This is a genomic window from Pedococcus sp. P2_A3, assembly GCF_056405035.1.
Genome location: NZ_JBFUCW010000031.1, coordinates 1 through 20,433, shown reverse-complemented (window position 1 = coordinate 20,433; position 20,433 = coordinate 1). Strand labels below are relative to the sequence as shown.

The following is a 20,433-nucleotide window of genomic DNA, read 5'->3' as shown; positions in this document are numbered from 1 at the left end:
CACGGGCCCGCCGCGAGCCCCCGGCATACCTGCAACCCGTTGGTCACCACCGGTGAGGGGATGGGAAGATTCACGCCATGACCGATGCACCCACCACGTCCGGCGCCGCCACGATCCCCGACAAGCCCTCCATCGAAGGGCTCGAGGACAAGTGGGCGCAGGTATGGCGGGAGCAGGGCACCTACACCTTCGACCGCGCCACGGCCCTCGCCCGGGGGCGGGAGTCGGTCTTCTCGATCGACACTCCCCCGCCGACCGCGTCGGGGTCGCTGCACATGGGCCACGTGTTCTCCTACACGCACACCGACTGCATGGCCCGCTACAAGCGGATGCAGGGCCTCGAGGTCTTCTACCCCATCGGCTGGGACGACAACGGCCTGCCGACCGAGAAGCGCGTGCAGAACTACTACGGCGTCCGGGGTGATGCGTCGCTGCCCTACGTCGAGGGGTTCGAGCCGCCGCACCGCGGCGATGCCAAGAGCCTCAAGGCCGCCGACACGTTGCCGATCTCGCGCCAGAACTTCATCGAGCTGTGCGACGAGCTGACCGTCGAGGACGAGAAGGCCTTCGAGTCGCTGTTCCGCCGCATGGGTTTCAGCCTCGACTGGGACATCAGCTACCGCACGATCGACGACCACTCCCGGGCCACCGCGCAGCAGGCCTTCCTGCGCAACCTCGCCCGCGGTGAGGCGTACCAGTCCGAGGCTCCCGGCCTCTGGGACGTCACCTTCCAGACCGCGGTCGCGCAGGCCGAGCTGGAGGCGCGAGACTACCCCGGCGCCTACCACCGGGTCGCCTTCCACGGGGCCGACGGCCCGATCCACATCGAGACCACCCGACCCGAGCTCATCCCGTCGGCGGTGGCGCTGATCGCCCACCCCGACGACGAGCGGTATGCCGCGTTGTTCGGCACCACGGTCCGCTCACCCCTGTTCGGGGTCGAGATCCCCGTGGTGGCGCACCCCGCCGCCGAGCCCGACAAGGGCGCCGGCATCGCCATGTGCTGCACCTTCGGCGACCTGACCGACGTGCTGTGGTGGCGTGAGCTGCAGCTGCCGACCCGGTCGGTCATCACCCGGTCGGGCCGGATCCAGGCCGAGACGCCCGAGTGGCTGGCCGGCAGCCCGGGCGAGCAGCTCTTCGCCGAGCAGGTCGCGGGCAAGACGACGTTCAGCGCCCGCGAGGCCATCGTCGCGGCACTGCGTGAGTCGGGCGACCTCGACGGTGAGCCCAAGGCGACCCAGCGCAAGGCGAACTTCTACGAGCGCGGCGAGAAGCCCCTCGAGATCGTGACCTCCCGGCAGTGGTACATCCGCAACGGCGGACGCGACGCCGACCTCAACGCCGAGATGATCGAGCGCGGGCGGCAGGTCGACTTCCACCCCGCCTTCATGCGGGCCCGCTACGAGAACTGGGTGAGCGGGCTCAACGGCGACTGGCTGGTCTCCCGCCAGCGCTTCTTCGGCGTCCCGGTGCCCGTCTGGTACCCCCTCGACGACAACGGCGACCCGGTCTGGGACAAGCAGCTCGTGCCGTCGGAGAACCAGCTGCCCGTCGACCCGGCCGCCCAGGCCCCCGAGGGCTACGACGAGTCGCAGCGTGGGCAGGCCGGCGGCTTCGTCGGCGACCCCGATGTCATGGACACCTGGGCCACCTCATCGCTGACCCCGCAGATCGCCGGGCGCTGGCGCGACGACCCGGAGCTGTTCGCCGGCGTCTTCCCGATGGACGTCCGCCCGCAGGCGCACGACATCATCCGCACCTGGTTGTTCTCCACCGTCGTGCGGTCGCACTTCGAGTTCGGCTCGGTCCCGTGGCGCAACGCCGCCCTGTCCGGGTGGATCCTCGACCCCGACCGCAAGAAGATGAGCAAGTCCAAGGGCAACGTCGTCACGCCGGAGGACGTGGTGAAGGAGCACAGCACCGACGCCGTCCGCTACTGGGCGGCCAGCGGTCGCCTCGGCGCCGATGCTGCCTACGACACCGGGCAGATGAAGGTCGGCCGTCGCCTGGCGATCAAGATCCTCAACGCGACGAAGTTCGCGCTGAGCTTCGGCGAGGTGGACGGTGAGCTGGCCGCTGCCGTCACCAACCCGCTCGACCGGGCCATGCTCGCCCAGCTCGGTGACGTCGTGGCCAAGGCCACCGCGGGCTTCGAGGCGTGGGACCACACGCGGGCGCTCGAGGTCACCGAGACCTTCTTCTGGACGTTCTGCGACGACTACCTCGAGCTCGTCAAGGACCGGGCCTACGGCGGGCAGGGCGACGCCGAGGCCGGGTCTGCCCGTGCCGCGCTGCGCATCGCCCTCGACGTGATGCTGCGTCTCTTCGCGCCGATGCTCCCCTACGTCACCGAAGAGGTCTGGTCCTGGTGGCACGAGGGCTCGGTGCACCGTGCGCCCTGGCCGACGACGGCTGACACGGCAGCCGGGGCGGGCGGTGACGTCGAGCTGCTGGTGGCCGTGGGCGAGGCGCTGGCCGGCGTGCGCAAGGCCAAGTCGGAGGCGAAGGTCGGGATGCGCGCCGAGGTGGCGTCCATCCTGCTGGCCGGGCCGGCCGACTGGACCGACCGCGTGCGCACTGCCGAGACCGACCTGCGGGCCGCCGGCCGGATCACCGGGACGGTCGACTACGCCGAGGCGGAGACGCCCGAGGTGCGCGACGCGGAGCTGATCCCGGTGGCGAAGCCGAACGCCTGAACCCTGCGGGTTCCGTTGGGCTGCACCGTGATCCACGGCACGTCCCAGCCGGCGATCCGCAGCTCACGGCTGGCGAAGCGGCCCTGGTCGAGCATCGTCACCTGGCCGGTCGCTGGGTCGTAGACGTCGAGCACGCGGTCGCCGTCACCGGGCAGCACCAGCGTGACATGGCGGGGAAGCAGGCCGTTGCCGATGTAGAGCAGGGCCGGCTCACCGTCGGCCACGACGTCGACGAGGCGCGCGTGCGCGTCGCGCAAGGCGCTGCGGGTGAGCTGTCGCACCACCCGCAGCTCGTACTCGGTCCCCCGCCGCGACGCCCCGAACTCGAGCTCCTTGCGGGCCCCCCAGGGTGGGGTACCCAGCGACCGGGGCCACGGGACGTTGAGCCGCCCACCGCCGGCGAACAGCCGGTTCGTGCGCGCCATCACGACCCGTTCGTATGCCGCGAAGCGCTCCTGCTCGGTGGCGCCGGGGGGTGCGTCGGCACGCGGACCCTCACCGGAGGTGATCCAACGCGCGAAGACCGGGTTGACCAGCATCCTGGCCACCGTGAGGCAGGCCGAGCCGCACGTCACCGGCGACTGCTGGACGGGTCCGACGTCACCGCTGCGCAACCGGAACCCCGAGGACATGGCCTCATCCTCGCGGGTGGCGCGGCAAACTTCCACCGTCGGCGCGCGCGGTCACCAGCGCGTCGACCGGCCGGCCTGGGCGAGCAGGCGGGTGGCAGGGGTCGCCCAGTCCGACACCTCGACCGGCGGACCGAACCGAAACGGCCGGTCGGCATCGGTGATGTGGTCCCGGGCCACCGGCCAGAGGTCCATCGCCAGGCCGGGCGGGATCGACCGCGGGTGCCCGATCGCCTCCGCGACGTCCCACCCGTGCAGGACGATCTCCAGCGCCCCCACCGCACCGAGGAGCTCCCTCGGGAGGCTGACGTCGCCGAGCCCCACGGGGTCGTCCGACAGGCCCGCCACCGGGTGCCAGTGGGCGAGCAGCCCGCGCGCCCGGTGGCAGATGCTGTCGAGCAGGTCGCCGCCCCCGCCGGGCGGGACGGAGGGCACGAGGCTGAGCGCGGTGGCCTGCGCCGCCACGGCCATGGCCTCCAGCGAGTCGTCCATGTGGGTGAGCAGGTCGTGCACCACCCACCCGGCGCACGGGGTCCGGCGTCCCAGGTCGGCCTCGGTCACGAGGAGCAGGGTCGACCGGGTGTAGCCGATGGCCCGCTCGAGCAGCTCGACGGCCCGCGGAGGTGGGCTGTGGCCGGCCGCGCTGCCCACCGGCTGCCTCACGTCGGGCCGGCGTGGTCGGCCGGGAGGGAGGCAGGCAGGCCGAACGTCTCGAAGAGGGTGAGGTCGAAGAAGGCGGCCACGTGACTGACGGCGCCCGAGGCGTCGAGGGTGAGCACCTGGAGGTGGAACGGCGTGAACGTGCCGTCGGGTTGGCGCATGTAGAGGCCGAAGGCGGGCTGGCCGTTGGCGCTGGTCGCCACCATGGGCATGTCGTGCCGCTCGCCGGGACACTGGGTGCCGATCAGGCGGCCGATGTTCTCCGCGCCCGCGTACCACCCGGTGAACGGCGGCATCTCCCAGACGGCTTCCCGGGTCAGCATGGCGACGATGGCGTCGACGTCCTTGTCCCAGAACGCCTTGACGTAGCGGTCGAGCAGGTCCTTCTGCGCGGCGTCCAGCTCAGCCGGGGCCTCGTCCCGGCTGACGTTCGCCTTCGCGATCTGGGCGTGCGCGCGCTGCAGGGCGCTGTTGACCGCGGCCTCGCTCGTCTCCAGCGCCTCGGCCACCTCGGAGGCCCTCCAGCGCAGCACGTCACGCAGGATCAGCACGGCCCGCTGGCGGGCAGGCAGGTGCTGCAGGGCCGCGACGAACGCCAGCCGGATGCTCTCGCGCTCGGCGACGATCGTCGCGGGGTCACTCGCGTCCCCGGCGACCAGCGGGTCCGGGGCCGGCTCGAGCCACGACACCTCCGTCGACTCGACGAGCCGGTCGGCCGCATCGCTGGACGGCGCACCCAACCCGGCCGGGAGGGGACGGCGGTCCTTGCCCTCGAGCGCGGTGAGGCAGACGTTGGTGGCGATCCGGTAGAGCCAGGTCCGCACCGACGAGCGGCCCTCGAACGCGGCATACGCCCGCCAGGCCCGCAGGTAGGTCTCCTGGACGAGGTCCTCGGCGTCGTGGATCGACCCGGTCATGCGATAGCAGTGCGCCGTCAGCTCACGCCGGAAGCCGTCCGTGGCCTCCGGGAAGTCGTCCACGACCGCCCGCTCGCGCACTTCGGTCATCGCCCGCAACTCCGTCATGACTGTCTCCTCCGTCATCCGACCGTCCCTCGTCCACCCTAGGCACACCTCGCCTTCACAGGGACAGACCCGGGGACCCCGGAAAACTCATCGGTGCGGCACGAAGTGTCGGCGATCGACCCGGTTTCCCTGGCGACCCACAGTGCCGTTGCTAAGGTCGGTCCTCGTGAACCAGCGTGGGGTGGCAGTGGGCCTGGGGGCGGCGGCGACGCTGCTGCTCGGCGCCTGGGTGTCTGCCGCCGGACCGGTCGGTGTCTTCGCCCGCCAGGACTTCTCCGGCAAGGAGTCGGGCACGCCGGGCAAGGACTTCGGCGCCGTCACCGCCCCGCCGAGGAGGGGCAACGGCCTCACCGGCGCGGACGTCCGACACAGCGACCCGTGGCTGGTCTCCCTCGTCGAGCTGGCCCTGAAGCTCGTGCTCGTCGTCGTGGTCGTCATCGTGCTCGTCGCGATCAGCAGGGCCCTGCTCGACCGCTGGCGCACGCGCGAGGTCATCGAGGACCAGGTGGCCGCCATCGACGTCGTCCCCGAGGTACTCCTCGAAGCGGCGATCGAGGGAGAGCGCCAGCTGTCGCGGGGCACGCCGGCCAACGCCGTGATCGCCGCCTGGGTGGCGCTGGAGGACGCCTGCCGCGCGGCAGGCGTCCGCGACGACGACTCCCGCACCGCCGCCGAGCTCGTCACGGCCGTCCTGCGCTCGCACCGCGTGGACCGCCAGCCGCTCGACACGCTCGCGGCGCTCTACCGTGAGGCCCGGTTCTCCACCCACCCGATCGGCGAGGACCAGCGCACCACCGCCCGCGAGGCCCTCGTGCAGGTGCAGGCCGACCTCAGGCGCACCATGGCGCGCCTCGCCCAGGAGAGGACCGTCAGCCGGTGATCCGCCGTCTTGCCGGCCTCGCGCCCACCCAGCTGTTCCTCGTCGTCCTCGCCGTCACCGTGGCCGTCGGCGCCCTCGCGGTCTCGGTGTCCGCGTTGGGCAACGTGGGCATGTTGCTCGCCTCGGCGGCCGTCGTCGCGGCCCTGGCGAACCTGGCGCAGTGGCTCTGGCAGTCGCGCCAGTCGACCGACTGGGACAACACCTTCACCGACGTCGCCGCCGCCCGCGGCGTCGACTCCCGCATCAGCCGACTCGCCGGCGACGTGCGGGAGGCGACGACGTCGGGCACGACGACGGGCCCGACGACGGGCACTGCGACGGGCAGTGCGCCGGCTGCCCGGATCCACGCCACGATCAGCAGCCTCGCCAGCGAACGCCTGCGCAACCACCCCGACAGTCGCGCCGACGGCACGCTGCCCGACCCTGAGGCCGTGCTGGGCCGCGACCTCGCGGCATACCTCGCCGCACCCCCGACCACCCGCCTCACCGCCGCCCAGCTCGCGGCGTTCACCACCACTCTGGAGGAGCTCTCGTGACCCTGACCCTCGACGAGGTCGCCGCCCGTGCGACCGCCATCCTCACCGAGGTCGAACGCGCCGTCGTCGGCAAGCGCCAGAGCCTGGAGATCGTGCTGTCGGGCATCCTCGCGGGCGGGCACGTGCTCATGGAGGACTTCCCCGGCCTGGGCAAGACGCTGGCCGCCCGGTCGTTCGCGCAGGCGCTCGGGCTGGACTTCGCACGGGCCCAGTTCACGCCCGACCTGCTCCCCAGCGACCTGACCGGCTCCTTCCTCTACGACCAGCGCAGCCACGAGTTCAGCTTCCGCAAGGGCCCGCTGTTCACCGGGCTGCTGCTGGCCGACGAGATCAACCGGACGCCTCCCAAGACGCAGTCCGCCCTGCTCGAGGCGATGCAGGAGGGGCAGGTGACCGTCGAGGGCGAGACGTTCGCGCTGCCCAAGCCGTTCCACGTGCTGGCCACCGCGAACCCCGTCGAGTACGAAGGCACCTACCCGCTGCCGGAGGCGCAGCTCGACCGGTTCCTGCTGCGGGTGAGCTTCGGCTACCCCAGCGCCGCCGACGAGTGGGAGGTCCTCCAGCGCCGCATGGAGCGCCAGCAGGAGGCCCAGGTGGTCGCCAGCGTCACCGACGGCGCGGGACTCATCGAGATGCAGCAGGCCGTGGAGACGGTCACCGTCGACGCGGGCGTGGGCCAGTACTGCGTGCGCCTCGTGGGCGCCACGCGCACCCACCAGAACCTGCTCATGGGCGCTTCCCCCCGCGCCTCCCTCGCGCTGCTCCTCACCTCCCGCGCGTATGCCGTGCTGCGCGGCCGCGACTACGTCACCCCCGAGGACGTCAAGGCGGTGGCGCACGCCGCCCTCGACCACCGCGTCACCGTGCGTCCCGAGCTGTGGATGAACGACGTCTCGGCGGCCAGCGTCGTCGACAGCGTGCTCTCCTCGGTGCCGACCCCGTCGGCCACGGCAGCCGGGCCCCGGACCGGTTTCGAGCGTCCGTGACCGGCACTCCCGGGCACCGGCCGGAGGCGCGCTGGCGCGTGACCCCGGCCCACGTCCGGGCGCTCTTCCTCGGCCTGGTGCTGGCCGCTGTGGGGGTGCTGCTGCGTCGGCCCGATGCGGTGGTGATCGGCGCACCGCTCCTGGTGATCGGGCTGTGGGCCACGGCGACCCGAGCGAAGGCCACCCCCACCGTCGTCGCCCGGCTGGCCCACCCGCTGTTGCGCGAGGGCCAGGCGACCCGGTGGGTCGCGACCGTCTCACCCGGTCCGGGGATCGAGGAGGTGGGACTCGCGCTGCTGCCGACCCCGCACACCGAGTTCTCCCCCGGGCACCGCACCACGGCGTTGGCGTTCGCCGCCGCGGACGACCAGCCCCGGTCGCTCGAGGTGGTCTGCCGCAGCACCCGATGGGGTCGACGACCGCTCGGGCCGGCGATCCTCGCCGTGAGCGGACCCTTCGGCGCCTACCGCTGGGAGCCGCACCCGGTGTCCCTGCCCGCCATCCCCACGGTCCCGCTGCCCGACACCTTCTCGGCGCGGGTGCCCGTGCCCCACCCCGACGGCCTGGTCGGGCAGAACCGATCCCACCACCAGGGGTCCGGCGGCGAGCTCGACCAGATCCGACCGTTCCGGTTCGGCGACCGGCTCCGGCGGGTCCACTGGCCCGTGTCGGTCCGGACCGGGGAGCTGCACGTCACGGCCACGCACGCCGACCAGGACAGCGAGATCCTCCTGCTCGTCGACGCCATGCACGACATCGGGCAGAGCACCGGCATCGAGGGGTCGAGCAGCAGCCTCGACAACGCGGTCCGGGCAGCTGGTGCGATCGCGGAGCACTACCTGCGTGGCGGCGACCGCGTCGGGTTGCTGGTCCTCGGCTCCCGCGACACCCCCCACGTCACGGCGGCTGCGGGGAGCAACCACCTGCGCCGTCTGCTCGACGTCCTGGCGCGGGTCACGGTGGCCGACGGCACCGTCAGCGACGAGAAGCGACTCCGCGCGCAGCTGCGCCACCACGTCTCGGCCGGCAGCCTTGCGATCATCCTCACCCCTGCCATCTCCCCCGAGGTGCTGGCCCACGGGGTCGCCCTCGCCCGGCGCGGCATCTCCGTCGTCACCGTCGACACCCTGCCCCCCGGCCTCGCGGCCCCCGACATCCCCGCGGAGTCGCTGGCGCAGCTGGCGTCGACCGCCGGGGACCACCCCACCGAGACGCGCCTGGCCTGGCGGTTGCGGCGGCTCGAACGGCACCACGAGATGACCAGGGCCCGCGACGCCGGCGTGCCGATCGTCCCCTGGGCCGGGCCGGGCACGCTCGACCTCGTGCTGCGCGACCTCGGTCGCCGGTCCCGCGCACCACGGGTGGTGAGTCGCTGATGTCGCGCTCCCAGCTGGTGCTGCGGGGCCTGCTCGGCCTGGCCTCCCTGACCTTCCTCGTCCTCACCCTCGTGTGGTCGCCGCACCCCATCGTGGTGATGGCTGTGGGCATCGTGGCGCTCACGGCCTACGCCACCGTCGAGCCCGACTCCGGTCTGGTGACGGTGCTGCTCGCGGCCCAGGCGCTGCACTGGGCCGCCGCCGTCCCCGTACCCACCACGACCGGCGCGTGGGTCGCCCTGCTCRGTGCCGCCTGGTGCGGCCTCGTCCTGCACCTGTGCGCGAGCCTGGCCGCCAGCCTGCCCGGCCCGGCACCCATCCCGGTGGTCAGCCTCCGTCGGTGGGCGCGCCGCGGCACCCTCGTGGCTGCCGCCACGGTGCCGGTCTGGGCGGTCGCCTTCCTCGCCGGCCGCGAGAGCGCCGGCGGCCAGGTCTCCCTGACGTATGCCGCGATCGCGGCCCTGGCGCTGCTCGCCTTCGCCGCCTGGCTGCTCGGCCGCGAGGAGCACGCGCGACCCTGACGCACCAGCTCTACCTCCCGGGCGAACGCACTCTCAGGCGGAGCGCTTGCGCGTGCGCTTGGGCTCCTCGTCACGCCGGACGATGGTCGGCAGCACGTTGTCGAGGACGACCTCGCGGGTGACGACCACGCGGGAGATGCCCTCGTCGCTGGGGACGTCGAACATCACCGGCATGAGCACCTCCTCCATGATCGCGCGCAGGCCGCGGGCGCCGGTGCCCCGGGTGAGGGCTTGGTCGGCGATGGCCTCGAGGGCGTCGTCGGTGAACTCGAGCTCGACGTTGTCGATCTCGAACATCTTCTTGTACTGCTTCACCAGGGCGTTGCGCGGCTGGGACAGGATCGTCACGAGCGACGCCTGGTCGAGTGGGCTGACCGTGGTGATGACGGGCAGGCGGCCGATGAACTCGGGGATGAGCCCGAACTTCATGAGGTCCTCGGGCATGACCTCGTGGATGGAGTCGGCCAGGTCCTTCGGCGTGTGGAGCTCGGAGCCGAAGCCCAGGCCCTTCTTGCCGTTGCGCGACTCGATGAGCTTCTCGAGGCCGGCGAACGCACCACCCACGATGAACAGCACGTTCGTCGTGTCGATCTGGATGAACTCCTGGTGCGGGTGCTTGCGACCACCCTGGGGCGGCACCGAGGCGGTGGTGCCCTCGAGGATCTTCAGGAGCGCCTGCTGCACACCCTCACCCGACACGTCGCGGGTGATGCTGGGGTTCTCGGACTTGCGGGCGATCTTGTCGACCTCGTCGATGTAGATGATGCCCGTCTCGGCCTTCTTGACGTCGTAGTCAGCGGCCTGGATCAGCTTGAGGAGGATGTTCTCGACGTCCTCGCCGACGTAGCCGGCCTCGGTCAGGGCCGTGGCGTCGGCGATCGCGAACGGGACGTTGAGCATGCGGGCCAGCGTCTGCGCGAGGTAGGTCTTGCCACAACCGGTCGGGCCGATCAGCAGGATGTTGGACTTCGCGATGTCGACCGACTCGGCGTCCTTCTTGCCGACCGTCTCGCCGGCCTGGATCCGCTTGTAGTGGTTGTAGACCGCGACGGCGAGCGCGCGCTTGGCGACGTCCTGCCCGATCACGTAGTTCTGGAGGAAGTCGAAGATCTCCCGGGGCTTGGGCAGCTCGTCGAGGCCCAGCTCGGAGGACTCGGCCAGCTCCTCCTCGATGATCTCGTTGCACAGGTCGATGCACTCGTCGCAGATGTAGACCCCGGGGCCCGCGATGAGCTTCTTGACCTGCTTCTGGCTCTTTCCGCAGAACGAGCACTTCAGCAGGTCGCCGCTCTCTCCCATGCGTGCCACGCGACGTCCTCCGGTCTGTCTGACGAACCTGTCTGACGAATCTGCCCGACGGTGTGCGGTCCACCTCGGACCGGCAACGCCCCGACGCTACAGCGCAGGAGACCGCCTACGCTCCATTGAAACGGTCGAGTCGTCCGTTCGTCGCGCTTGTCCGCTGAGGGCGGACAACACGCCGGGGCCCCGGCCCGAGGCGCTCGTCAGAGCCGTCGGCGACCGCGCAGGACCACCACGACCAGGGCCCCTCCGAGCACGACAGCCAGCGCCAGTCCGCCGACCAGCGGGACCAAGGGCCCGGTCCGACCCGGGAGCCGCGGCCCGGCAGTCCCTCCCGCCGGTGGAGCGCATACGGGCTTTCCCCGATGGCGTGGTCGTCACCGACAGTCACGCTGTGGCCATGAGGACCATGGGACGCATCTCGGCGTGGACCGTCGTCGGGGCCTTGGTACTCCTCGGCACCGGGTGCTCGGAAGGCTCGACGCGCAGCCCGGCGAGCTCCGGGACACGCACGGTGGCCGGGAGCACGGTCGGGCCCGCGGCCGCGGCACCCACGAGCCCGGTCACCCCTCGGGGGTTCAGCGCCGTCGTCGCGGCGATCACGGCGAAGGCCGAGGCGGCGACCCAGAACCCCGGGCTCCAGGTGTACGTGGGTCAGGGCACCCACGAGGCGTCGCTCGCCTTCGGGACTGCCGTCGTGGACCCCAAGCGACCGATGACACCCCGCGACCGCCTGATGGTCGCCAGCGCCACGAAGCCGATCGTGGCCACCGCCGTGATGCAGCTGGTCGAGCAGGGCAAGCTCACCCTCGACGACCCGGTGGAGAAATGGCTTGGCGACGCGGTGCCACCGAGGACGGGGATCACGGTGGAGGACCTGCTGGCGATGCGGAGCGGGTTGGCCGACTACGGCGACGCCGACGGGTTCAAGGGTCCCGGCACGACGGCCTCGCGCGACCTCGTCGCCCTGGTCAAGGGGGTGCCGCTGCAGTTCGAGCCCGGCACCGAGTTCGCTGAGGTGAACACCAACTTCGCGGCCCTCGGAGTCGTGCTCGAGCGAGTCACGCGCCGACCCCTCGCACAGGTACTCGCCACGGCCATCTTCCGGCCAGCCGGCATGACCCAGTCGACGTTGGGAGGCGCGCCCACTGCCATCGGCGCCCTCCAGGCACCACCCTCGGCGCCGRTCCACCCTTCCGCGGCGGCCGGGGTGGTCTCCACCGCCCGCGACCTCGGTCGGTTCCTCACGGCGCTGACGCGCGGCAGGCTGGTTGCGAGAGCCACCCTCGCCACGATGACGACCAAGCGCTCCACCATGGTCGACGGTGGCTACGGGCTCGGGCTGGTGCTCTACCCGGTGCCGTGCGGGACCGCCATCGGCCACTTCGGCAGCAACGACCACTTCGCCTCCGGCGCGTTCGCCGTGCCGGAGACCGGCCGGGTGGTCGCGGTGACCGCGAACTCCCGCGCCAACGACGACCTCCAGTCGCTCGTCACCTTCGCCCTCTGCGCCTGAGCCGCCGCGACGACACGACGGGAGAGACACCTCCCATGACGAAGGTATGCCGCCCGCTCTGGTGAGCGGGCGGCATACCGGGTGGTGCGGTGTCGGGGACGACGCCCCGGGGCGGGTCAGTCCGCCAGGGTGCCCTTGCGCGAGAGCAGGACCTCGTCGATGAGGCCGTACTCGACGGCCTCGGCCGCGGAGAGGATCTTGTCGCGCTCGATGTCGTTGCGGACCTGCTCGGGGGTGCGACCCGAGTGCTCGGCCCAGGTCTCCTCGAGCCACGTGCGCATGCGCAGCACCTCGTTGGCCTGGATCTCGATGTCGGACGCCTGGCCGTAGTCGCCACCGACCAGCGCGGGCTGGTGGATGAGGATGCGCGCGTTGGGGAGCGCGAACCGCTTGCCCTTGGCGCCGGCCGACAGCAGCACCGCGGCAGCCGAGGCGGCCTGACCGATGACGAAGGTCTGCACGTCGGGCTTGATGTACTGCATCGTGTCGTAGATCGCGGCCATCGCGGTGAACGAGCCACCGGGGCTGTTGATGTACATCAGGATGTCGCGGTCGGGGTCCTGGGACTCGAGCACGATCAGCTGGGCGATGACGTCGTCAGCGGACGCGTCGTCGACCTGCACGCCGAGGAAGATGATGCGGTCCTCGAAGAGCTTGGTGTAGGGGTCGAGCCGCTTCATGCCGTAGGAGGTGCGCTCCTCGAACTGCGGCAGGATGTAGCGGCTGGACGGCCCCGGCACCTGCAGGCCACCACGGCCGGCCGAGTGCATCGAGGGGTTGATGTTCGCGTTCATGTGTCGATCCCTCACTTGTCCCCGGTGACCGGGTTGTCGTCGCTGCCGCTGCGGCCACCGGCCTGGGCGGCGCTGCTGAACACGTGGTCGACGAAGCCGTACTCCTTGGCCTCCTCGGCGCTGAACCAGCGGTCGCGGTCAGAGTCCTTCTCGATCTGTTCCTTGCTCTGGCCCGTGTGCTCGGCGATCAGCTCGGCCATCTGCTTCTTCACGTAGAGCATCTGCTCGGCCTGGATCTTGATGTCCGAGGCCGTCCCGCCGATGCCACCCGAGGGCTGGTGCATCATCACGCGGGCGTGGGGCGTGGCGTAGCGCTTGCCCTTCGTGCCCGCGGAGAGCAGKAACTGGCCCATCGAGGCGGCCATGCCCATCGCCACGGTCGCGACGTCGTTGGGGATCCACTTCATCGTGTCGTAGATCGCCATGCCGGCCGAGATCGACCCGCCGGGGCTGTTGATGTAGAGCCAGATGTCCTTGCTCGGGTCCTCGGCAGCCAACAGCAGCAGCTGGGCGCAGATGGCGTTCGCGTTGTCGTCGCGCACGTCGGAGCCGAGGAAGATGATCCGCTCCTTGAGCAGACGGTTGTAGATGTGGTCGTCCAGACCACCCTGCGGGCCCTCGCCCGCGCCGACAATCTCGTTCACCATGTCTCCATCACTTGAGGTCCTTGCCTGTCAGTGACCCTAACGCGGTCATGGTGGGCAGAAGTCCCCGTTTCCCTCCGTGTTCGCCCTGAGCRCACAGGACTCAAGGCGGCGGCACACAGGGCGAGGTGGTGTGGGGCGTCAGTCGGCGGAGCGGCCGGGCAGCTCCCGGGTGGCGGGGATGACCAGCATCGCCAGCGCCACCATCACGGTGACCGCCATGAGCGCGCGCAGCACGGTGAAGTGGTCGCCGAGGAAGCCCAGCAGTGGCGGTCCCGCGATGAAGGCGGTGTACCCGATGGTCGCGACGACCGACATGCGGGCAGCGGCGCGGGCGGGGTCGTCGGCCGACGCGCTCATGCCGACGGGGAAGCCGAGCGAGGCGCCGACCCCCCAGACGGCCGTCCCCAGGTAGGCCAGCCAGGCCGGGCCGAAGATCACCATCAGCGACCCGACGGCCGCCATCGCGAAGGTGACCCGCAGGACCGGGACCCGGCCGTGGGCGTCGAGCAGCCTGGTGCCGACCAGACGGCCCAGCGTCATGAAGGAGAGGAACGCGGCGAAAGCCAGCACCCCGGCCCAGGCGGGCACCCCGTGACCCTCGACGAAGCCGACCGAGATCCAGTCGTTGGCCGTGCCCTCGGTGAAGGCGGCGGCGAGCACGACCAGCCCGATCATCAGGGTCCGCGGCTCCAACCACGCAGACCGGGGCCGGGTGCCGGCCGCCGCGGCGGCCTCCTGCTCCTCGGTCTGGGTGACCTCGACGTCACGGGGCAGGAAGGAGCGCAGGGCCCACACGCCCAGGGCGGCGGAGACCACGATGGCGACCGAGAAGTGGACCAGCAGCGGCACGGATGCCCACGACATCCCGGCTCCGACGAGGGCACTGAGCACGGTGCCGCCGGAGAAGGCGGCGTGGAAGTGCGGCATGACCGTCTTGCCGAGCAACCGCTCGACGGCCGCCCCCTCGAGGTTCATCGCGACGTCCCAGACGCCCACCCCCATGCCCAGCAGGTAGAGGCCCACGGCCATGACCCAGCGCGACTCGAACAGGTCGACGGCGGCCGCGATGACCACGAGCCCCGCGAACCCGAACCCCATGCCGAGGTGGATGGTCCGGGTCGCTCCCAACCGCTCGGCGATCCGTCCGGCGGATGGCAGCGCCGTCAGCGACCCCGCGGACGCGGCGAACAGCGTCAGCCCCAGCTCGCCGGCACTCAGGCCGAGCTGCACCTTGCTGTCGGCGATGCGCGAGGCGAAGGTCGCGAACGCGATCCCGGCGAGCGCGAAGACGACGAAGACGGCGTTGCGGGCCTGGACCGCGCGGGCGGTGTCGAGGGTGGTTGCGGGGGCGGCGGACTGGCTCACTACGGCTCTCTCGGGATGGGGTCTGCGGAGCGGGATCTGGCAGATCGAATCGATTCGGTCGAATCGATTCGATAGTGTGTCGCCCATGAGCCGTCCTCGTCAACCTCGCCCCACCCTGCGCGCCGTCGCGCAGGCGGCCGGGGTCTCCACGTCGACGGCCTCACTCGCCTTCAGCGGCAAGGGACCGGTGGCCCCGGAGACCGTCGCCCGCGTCCGTGCCGCCGCCGAGCAGCTCGGGTATGCCGGCCCCGACCCCCTCGCGTCCTCGCTGCGGCAGGGGCGCTCCGGCGTGGTCGGCGTCATCGTCGAGGGACGCCTGCTGCACGCCTTCCGCGACCCGTTCGCCGTCAGCGTGCTCGACGGGCTCTCGCAGGTGCTCGACGAGATCCCCGCCGGGATGCTGCTCATCGCCCAGCCGGCGGGCACCCCGGAACGCGCGATCACCCAGCTGTCCGCCACCGCGCTCGACGCCGTGGTCTTCTCGCTCTGCGGGCCCGACACGAACCCGGCCGTCGACCACCTGGCCGCCCGCGGCATACCGATGCTCGGGGACGGCTCCCCCGCGGACCCTCGCATCACGCACCTCGCGCTCGACAACCGCGGTGCCACCGTCGAGCTGGGCAGGCACCTGGAGTCGCTGGGCCACCAGCGGGTGGCGCACGTGATGATGCCCCTGCGGCACGACTCCGTGACCGGGCGCGCCAGCCTCGACGACCTCGCCGCGGCAGAGTTCGCCGACACCCGTGACCGGGCGCTGGGCTACCTCGACGTCTTCGGCGACGCGGCGCGCGGCGCAGCCTCCTGCCTCGTGCAGACCTCGATCCCCGACGTGGAGCAGGGGGCCATCGCGGCCCGCCTGCTGCTCGACGTGCCCGCCGAACAGCGACCCACAGCGATCGTGGCGCAGTCGGACCTGCTCGCCATGGGGGTGGTCCGGGCCGCCGAGGAGCTGGGGCTGCGCGTGCCGGACGACCTGAGCGTCACCGGGTTCGACGGCGTGGAGCTGCCGTGGTTCGCGGGCACGCTGACCACCATCGACCAGCACGGCGGGGCGAAGGGGCGCCTGATGGGCGAGATGCTGCGCCGCCTGCTCGACGGCGAGCGCCCCGACGACGCCGTGCAGCGCACGGACCTGCGGGTGGGCACGACCACCGCCGCGGTGGGCGGGGCCGCCCACGCAGGGCGTTCGGTCAGGACCGCAGGACGCTGACGCCCGGCACCGGCGCCACGGCCTGCGCGGCCGCTTCCTGGGCCGCGAGCTCGGCGGCCCGCTCGGCCTCGGCGGCCTGGGCCGCCTGCGCTGCCTTCATCGCCTCCGAGGGCTCGGCCACGACGTGCACGGTGAGGTAGCGGCCCTTGTCGTCCACGGTCAGCGCACCCTCGAAGTCCATCAGGCTGTCGGTGCAGGACACCGTGTGGGCCTCCCAGGGCGAGTCGGCCGCGACGGTCTGCCACAGCCGCTCCAGGCCCATCCCGGCCTCCCAGGGGAGCACCCCGTCCGCACAGCGGCAGACCCCGATGACCAACTGGTCACGGTCGTCGGTGTGGCCGAGCTCGACCTCCGCGAACAGCCGACTCCCGGACAGGGCAGCCTGCAGCGAGTGCCGCAGGTGGGTGGCCAGGTCGGAGTCCGCCGGGCTGGCATTCTCCTGCACCGCGAGCCGAAGCTTGTGGAAAGAGGTGACGTCCATGGACCTCATGGTCGGGCGCAGCGGGGTGAGAGTGGTTCACCCAAATGTCGTAGGTCGCGCCCCCGGATGGAGGCGCGACCTACGGTTTGGCGCTGGTTGACGGCGTTCGCCGTCAGGGCGGTCAGGCGTGCTCGTGACCCTCGTGGTCGTGGCCCTCGTGGTCAGCGTGGTCGTGACCCTCGTGGTCGTGCTCCGACCCACCCTCGAAGAGCTGCGACGCGACGTCCGTGGCGGTGACCTCGTTGAGGTCGACGGTCTGGCCGGCGGTGTCGACGACCTTGGCCTGCTCGAGGACGGCGGCCAGCGCCTTGCGACGGGCCACCTCCGCGACCATCGCCGGGACCTGTCCCTGCTGGTCGATCGCCTGGGCGAACTGGTTGGGGTCCATGCCGTACTGCTGCGCGGACATCACGAGGTACTCGATCAGCTCGGGCTGCTCGACCTTGACCTCGGTCTTCTCGGCGATCGCGTCGAGGAGGAACTGCGCCTTGAGGGCCTTGCGGGTGTTGGCGTCGACCTCGGCACGGTGCTCGTCGTCGTCGAGGCGGTTCTCGCCCTCGAGGTGCTGGTGCACCTCGGCCTCGACCACGCCGTCCGGCACGGGGATCTCGATGGTCTCGAGCAGGTGCTCGAGGACCTTGTCGCGGGCCTGGACACCCTGCTCGAACTTCGCGGCCTGGTCGGCCTGCTTGGTGACGTCCTCGCGCAGCTCCTTGAGCGTGTCGAACTCCGACGCCAGCTGGGCGAAGTCGTCGTCCAGCGCGGGCAGCTCGCGCACCTTGACCGACTGCACGGTCACGACGACCTCGGCGTCCTCACCCTCGCGGTCGCCACCGGCCAGCGGCGCGGTGAACGACTTGGTCTCGTCGGCCGCCATGCCGGTGAGGGCCTCGTCGAGCCCGTCGAGCATGTTCCCGGAACCCACCTCGTAGGAGACGCCCGTGACGGAGTCGATCTCCTCGTCGCCGATGCTGGCCTTGAGGTCGATGGAGACGAAGTCACCGTTCTCGACGGTGCGCTCGACGCCCTTGAGGGTGCCGAACCGCTCCTGCAGGGCGATGAGCCGCGCCTCGACGTCCTCGTGGGACGCCTTCGCCTCGTCAACCTCGACGGTGATGCCGCTGAAGTCCTCGGGCAGGTCGACCTCGGGACGCACGTCGACCTCGACGGTGAACTTGAGGTCCTGGCCCTCCTCGGCCGGCACCTCGGTCACGTCGACCTCGGGCTGCCCGATCGGGCGCACCTTGTTCTCCTCGACGGCCTGGCCGTAGAACTGCGGAAGCGCCTCGTTGACGGCCTCCTGGAGGACCGCGCCGCGGCCGACCCGCTGGTCGATGATCCGCGAAGGGACCTTGCCCTTGCGGAAGCCGGGCACCTGGATCTGAGACCCGATGGTGGCGTAGGCGGCGTCGAGGCTCGGCTTGAGCTCCTCGAACGGCACCTCGACGGTCAGCTTGACCCGGGTCGGGTTGAGGGTCTCGACGGCACTCTTCACTGCGGGATACTCCAAGGTCGTGGGGGCGTGGGACGTGCGGGTGGTGCGGGGCACTGCGAGCCACCTCGCGGCGGGGCAATGCGAAGGCCCGCTGCGCCGGCTGTGACAGGCGGCGACCGGGCCAAAACCTCATGGTAGCCGCTGCGCGCCCGCGCTCCGAACCGGCGGCACACCAGCCTCAGGAGTATGCCGCGCGAGCACGCCGCCACCTCGGTCGCCGCAGCGCCCCTGACCTCCGTGCGCACCGGCCGCCGAGCACTCCCCGCACTCGCCGTCTACGTTGAGGTCATGCCTGAGGAGAGCCAGCCCAGCCTGCCCCCGGAGTGGGACGTCATCGTCATCGGCGCCGGACCGGTCGGCGAGAACGCAGCCGACCGGGCGCACCAGACCGGTCTCACGGTCGCGATCGTCGAGAAGCACCTCGTGGGTGGCGAGTGCAGCTTCTACGCCTGCTCGCCGAGCAAGGCGCTGCTGCGACCGATCCACGCCACCCGTGCCTCCCAGCGCGTGCAGGGCTCCGAGGGGGCGCGCATCGACCCCCAGGGGGTGCTCGCTCGCCGCGACGCCTGGATCAACCGGGTGGGCACCAGCAACACCCTCGACGACGGCGGTCAGGTCAGCTGGCTCGACCACGTGGGCATCACGCTGCTGCGCGGCGAGGCCCGCCTGACCGGTGAGCTGGCGGTCGAGGTGGACGGGACGCCCTACCGCGCGCGGCAGGCCGTGGTCCTGGCCACGGGCACCGAGGCCTCCGTGCCGCCGATCCCCGGGCTGCGCGAGGCGAAACCCTGGACCAACCGTGAGGCGACGACGAGCCGACGGATCCCCGACCGGCTGGCGGTCCTGGGGGGCGGCGTGGTGGCCTGTGAGCTGGCCCAGGTGTACGCGGCCCTCGGGTCGACGGTCACGATCATCGAGCTGACCGACGGGCTCCTCGGACGCCACGAGGAGTTCGCCGCGACGGCGGTCGCCGAGGCGCTGGAGCGCGACGGTGTCGACCTGCGGCTGGGCACCCGGGCCGAGTCCGTCAGCCGGTTGGGACCCACGGGCGAGGTGACCGTGCAGCTCTCTGACGGCGGCAGCGTCACCGCTGACGAGCTCCTCGTGGCCGTCGGTCGCACCCCGGCCACCCGCGACCTCGGGGTGCAGGAGGTCGGCGGAGAGCTCGACGACAACGGCTACGTCAGGGTCACCGACCGCATGGAGGTCGAGGGCCTCACGGGCGAGCAGCCCTGGCTGTATGCCGTCGGCGACGTCAACGGCCGGGCCCTGCTCACGCACATGGGCAAGTACCAGGCCCGCGCGGTCGGGGACCTGATCGGCGCCCGCGCTGCGGGTCGCGAGCCGGACCCCCGGACGACGGTCCCGTGGGCGGTCGGGATCGGGTCACCGCAGGTCGTCTTCACCGACCCCGAGGTCGCGGCGGCCGGGCTCACCGAGGCCGAGGCCCGCGAGCGCGGCCTCACGGTGCGGGTCATCGACCTGCCGATGGACTCCGCGGCAGGGGCGGGACTGCAGGCGGAGGGATACCTGGGGCAGGCCCGCATCGTCGTCGACGAGGATGCCGGGGTGGTCGTGGGCGCCACCTTCGTCGGCCAGGACGTCGCCGAGCTGGTCCACGCAGCCACCGTGGCCATCGTCGGCAAGGTGCCGCTGACGACGCTGTGGCACGCCGTCCCGTCCTACCCCACGATGAGCGAGATCTGGTTGCGCCTGCTGGAGGAGTACGGCGTCTGAGCTCACGGCGACGGACGCCTCCCGGCATCCGTCGGCATCCGTCGTCCCCGCCACGAGCCTCGCAAGCTCGGCTCTCTGTCGGGGTAGCCGGCGCCGCCGTCACGGTCCCGCCTCGTTCCTCGGCGCGCACGCTCCGGCTCCCGGCATCCGTCGTCCCCGCCACGAGCCTCGCAAGCTCGGCTCTCTGTCGGGGTAGCCGGATTTGAACCGGCGACCTTCCGCTCCCAAAGCGGACGCGCTACCAACCTGCGCCATACCCCGTCGAAGGCGAGCCGATTTCTGGCCACGCGATCGCGGGCATTAGGCTAACGCCTCGGACCTGACGCCCTCACGGCGGCCGGTCTCCGCGGGTGTAGCTCAATGGTAGAGCCCTAGTCTTCCAAACTAGCTACGCGAGTTCGATTCTCGTCACCCGCTCCGCACGAATCGCACGCTTCCCGAGAGGCATATACACAACACGTACACAACCGCGCTACGCTGAGCACATGCCAACGCCCAAGGAGTACGTCGCCACCGACGGCGCGCGGTCCTGGCGTGTGCGGTTCCGGCTCGGGCAGCGGGCCACCTCAGAGAC

18 protein-coding genes and 2 tRNA genes are annotated in these 20,433 nt (G+C 71.6%); 10 read left to right on the top strand and 10 right to left on the bottom strand.

Going from position 1 to position 20,433, the window contains the following annotated elements; all coding sequences use genetic code 11:
- Nucleotides 1–77: 77 nt before the first annotated feature.
- Nucleotides 78–2,699 (top strand): valine--tRNA ligase, encoded by a 2,622-nt coding sequence (gene valS, locus AC1DX8_RS19285; protein WP_477631566.1) that lies wholly within the window; start codon nt 78–80, stop codon nt 2,697–2,699.
- Here valS and AC1DX8_RS19280 read toward each other — a convergent pair.
- Genes AC1DX8_RS19280 through AC1DX8_RS19270 form a run of 3 tightly spaced genes read right to left on the bottom strand, consistent with a single transcriptional unit; the run spans nt 2,630 to nt 5,013 of the window.
- Entirely contained in the window at nt 2,630–3,331 is a 702-nt protein-coding gene (locus tag AC1DX8_RS19280; RefSeq protein WP_477631565.1) for a hypothetical protein, read from the bottom strand. The two genes, valS and AC1DX8_RS19280, sit on opposite strands and share 70 nt — an antisense overlap.
- Nucleotides 3,332–3,382: 51 nt before the next feature.
- A complete protein-coding gene (locus AC1DX8_RS19275; protein ID WP_477631564.1) occupies nt 3,383–3,991 on the bottom strand; it encodes a TIGR03086 family metal-binding protein in 609 nt (202 codons plus the stop codon).
- Nucleotides 3,988–5,013 (bottom strand): sigma-70 family RNA polymerase sigma factor, encoded by a 1,026-nt coding sequence (locus AC1DX8_RS19270; RefSeq protein WP_477631563.1) that lies wholly within the window; start codon nt 5,011–5,013, stop codon nt 3,988–3,990. The genes AC1DX8_RS19275 and AC1DX8_RS19270 overlap by 4 nt, the downstream gene beginning before the upstream one ends.
- Nucleotides 5,014–5,179: 166 nt before the next feature.
- Between AC1DX8_RS19270 and AC1DX8_RS19265 the strand changes: the two genes are divergently transcribed.
- From AC1DX8_RS19265 to AC1DX8_RS19245, 5 genes are read left to right on the top strand one after another with little or no spacing between them, the layout of a single operon-like run.
- Nucleotides 5,180–5,893, top strand: coding sequence for a DUF4129 domain-containing protein (locus AC1DX8_RS19265; protein ID WP_477631562.1), 714 nt, complete (start codon nt 5,180–5,182; stop codon nt 5,891–5,893).
- Nucleotides 5,890–6,429, top strand: a complete 540-nt coding sequence (locus AC1DX8_RS19260; RefSeq protein WP_477631561.1) for a hypothetical protein — start codon at nt 5,890–5,892, stop codon at nt 6,427–6,429. Before AC1DX8_RS19265 ends, AC1DX8_RS19260 begins: the two co-directional genes overlap by 4 nt.
- 2 nt (nt 6,430–6,431) lie before the next feature.
- Nucleotides 6,432–7,415, top strand: a complete 984-nt coding sequence (locus AC1DX8_RS19255; RefSeq protein ID WP_477631586.1) for an AAA family ATPase — start codon at nt 6,432–6,434, stop codon at nt 7,413–7,415.
- Nucleotides 7,412–8,791: a DUF58 domain-containing protein gene (locus AC1DX8_RS19250; RefSeq protein WP_477631560.1), complete on the top strand. Its 1,380-nt coding sequence runs from the start codon at nt 7,412–7,414 to the stop codon at nt 8,789–8,791. Before AC1DX8_RS19255 ends, AC1DX8_RS19250 begins: the two co-directional genes overlap by 4 nt.
- Nucleotides 8,791–9,312: a hypothetical protein gene (locus AC1DX8_RS19245; protein WP_477631559.1), complete on the top strand. Its 522-nt coding sequence runs from the start codon at nt 8,791–8,793 to the stop codon at nt 9,310–9,312. Before AC1DX8_RS19250 ends, AC1DX8_RS19245 begins: the two co-directional genes overlap by 1 nt.
- Nucleotides 9,313–9,345: 33 nt before the next feature.
- On the opposite strand, the gene clpX is transcribed toward AC1DX8_RS19245, so the two are convergent.
- The gene (gene clpX / locus AC1DX8_RS19240; protein WP_477631558.1) at nt 9,346–10,620 is read right to left on the bottom strand and encodes an ATP-dependent Clp protease ATP-binding subunit ClpX; all 1,275 of its coding nucleotides are present in this window, start codon (nt 10,618–10,620) and stop codon (nt 9,346–9,348) included.
- A gap of 394 nt (nt 10,621–11,014) precedes the next feature.
- Here clpX and AC1DX8_RS19235 point away from each other — a divergent pair, with 394 nt between their 5' ends.
- Nucleotides 11,015–12,130 carry a serine hydrolase domain-containing protein gene (locus AC1DX8_RS19235; RefSeq protein WP_477631557.1) on the top strand — a complete coding sequence of 372 codons (1,116 nt, stop codon included), beginning with the start codon at nt 11,015–11,017 and terminating at the stop codon, nt 12,128–12,130.
- A 116-nt stretch (nt 12,131–12,246) separates the two neighbouring features.
- On the opposite strand, the gene AC1DX8_RS19230 is transcribed toward AC1DX8_RS19235, so the two are convergent.
- The 3 genes from AC1DX8_RS19230 to AC1DX8_RS19220 form a co-directional block, all read right to left on the bottom strand.
- On the bottom strand, nt 12,247–12,924 hold the full coding sequence (locus AC1DX8_RS19230; RefSeq protein ID WP_056923603.1) for an ATP-dependent Clp protease proteolytic subunit: 678 nt from the start codon (nt 12,922–12,924) through the stop codon (nt 12,247–12,249).
- A gap of 11 nt (nt 12,925–12,935) precedes the next feature.
- Nucleotides 12,936–13,571: an ATP-dependent Clp protease proteolytic subunit gene (locus AC1DX8_RS19225; RefSeq protein WP_477631556.1), complete on the bottom strand. Its 636-nt coding sequence runs from the start codon at nt 13,569–13,571 to the stop codon at nt 12,936–12,938.
- Nucleotides 13,572–13,709: 138 nt separating this feature from the next.
- A complete protein-coding gene (locus AC1DX8_RS19220) occupies nt 13,710–14,936 on the bottom strand; it encodes an MFS transporter (RefSeq protein ID WP_477631555.1) in 1,227 nt (408 codons plus the stop codon).
- Between the two features lie 85 nt (nt 14,937–15,021).
- Between AC1DX8_RS19220 and AC1DX8_RS19215 the strand changes: the two genes are divergently transcribed.
- Nucleotides 15,022–16,146: a LacI family DNA-binding transcriptional regulator gene (locus AC1DX8_RS19215; protein ID WP_477631554.1), complete on the top strand. Its 1,125-nt coding sequence runs from the start codon at nt 15,022–15,024 to the stop codon at nt 16,144–16,146.
- Here the strand turns inward: AC1DX8_RS19215 and AC1DX8_RS19210 are convergent.
- Both AC1DX8_RS19210 and tig read right to left on the bottom strand, forming a co-directional pair.
- Entirely contained in the window at nt 16,127–16,627 is a 501-nt protein-coding gene (locus AC1DX8_RS19210; protein WP_477631553.1) for a hypothetical protein, read from the bottom strand. The genes AC1DX8_RS19215 and AC1DX8_RS19210 overlap by 20 nt on opposite strands.
- A gap of 121 nt (nt 16,628–16,748) precedes the next feature.
- Entirely contained in the window at nt 16,749–18,122 is a 1,374-nt protein-coding gene (gene tig, locus AC1DX8_RS19205) for a trigger factor (RefSeq protein ID WP_477631585.1), read from the bottom strand.
- 288 nt (nt 18,123–18,410) lie between these two features.
- Between tig and AC1DX8_RS19200 the strand changes: the two genes are divergently transcribed.
- Entirely contained in the window at nt 18,411–19,859 is a 1,449-nt protein-coding gene (locus AC1DX8_RS19200; protein ID WP_477631584.1) for a dihydrolipoyl dehydrogenase family protein, read from the top strand.
- 187 nt (nt 19,860–20,046) lie between these two features.
- Here the strand turns inward: AC1DX8_RS19200 and AC1DX8_RS19195 are convergent.
- A tRNA-Pro gene (locus tag AC1DX8_RS19195) sits at nt 20,047–20,120 on the bottom strand.
- 85 nt (nt 20,121–20,205) lie between these two features.
- Here AC1DX8_RS19195 and AC1DX8_RS19190 point away from each other — a divergent pair.
- Nucleotides 20,206–20,276: transfer RNA gene (locus AC1DX8_RS19190), tRNA-Gly, on the top strand.
- Nucleotides 20,277–20,433 lie beyond the last annotated feature (157 nt).

Bases quoted from the DNA above. Each gene is read 5' to 3' on its own strand.
- AC1DX8_RS19215 (WP_477631554.1), top strand. From the start codon at position 15,022: ATGAGCCGTCCTCGTCAACCTCGCCCCACCCTGCGCGCCGTCGCGCAG.
- AC1DX8_RS19280 (WP_477631565.1), bottom strand. From the start codon at position 3,331: ATGTCCTCGGGGTTCCGGTTGCGCAGCGGTGACGTCGGACCCGTCCAG.
- AC1DX8_RS19230 (WP_056923603.1), bottom strand. From the start codon at position 12,924: ATGAACGCGAACATCAACCCCTCGATGCACTCGGCCGGCCGTGGTGGC.
- AC1DX8_RS19210 (WP_477631553.1), bottom strand. From the start codon at position 16,627: ATGGACGTCACCTCTTTCCACAAGCTTCGGCTCGCGGTGCAGGAGAAT.
- valS (WP_477631566.1), top strand. From the start codon at position 78: ATGACCGATGCACCCACCACGTCCGGCGCCGCCACGATCCCCGACAAG.
- AC1DX8_RS19200 (WP_477631584.1), top strand. From the start codon at position 18,411: ATGCCTGAGGAGAGCCAGCCCAGCCTGCCCCCGGAGTGGGACGTCATC.
- AC1DX8_RS19270 (WP_477631563.1), bottom strand. From the start codon at position 5,013: ATGACGGAGTTGCGGGCGATGACCGAAGTGCGCGAGCGGGCGGTCGTG.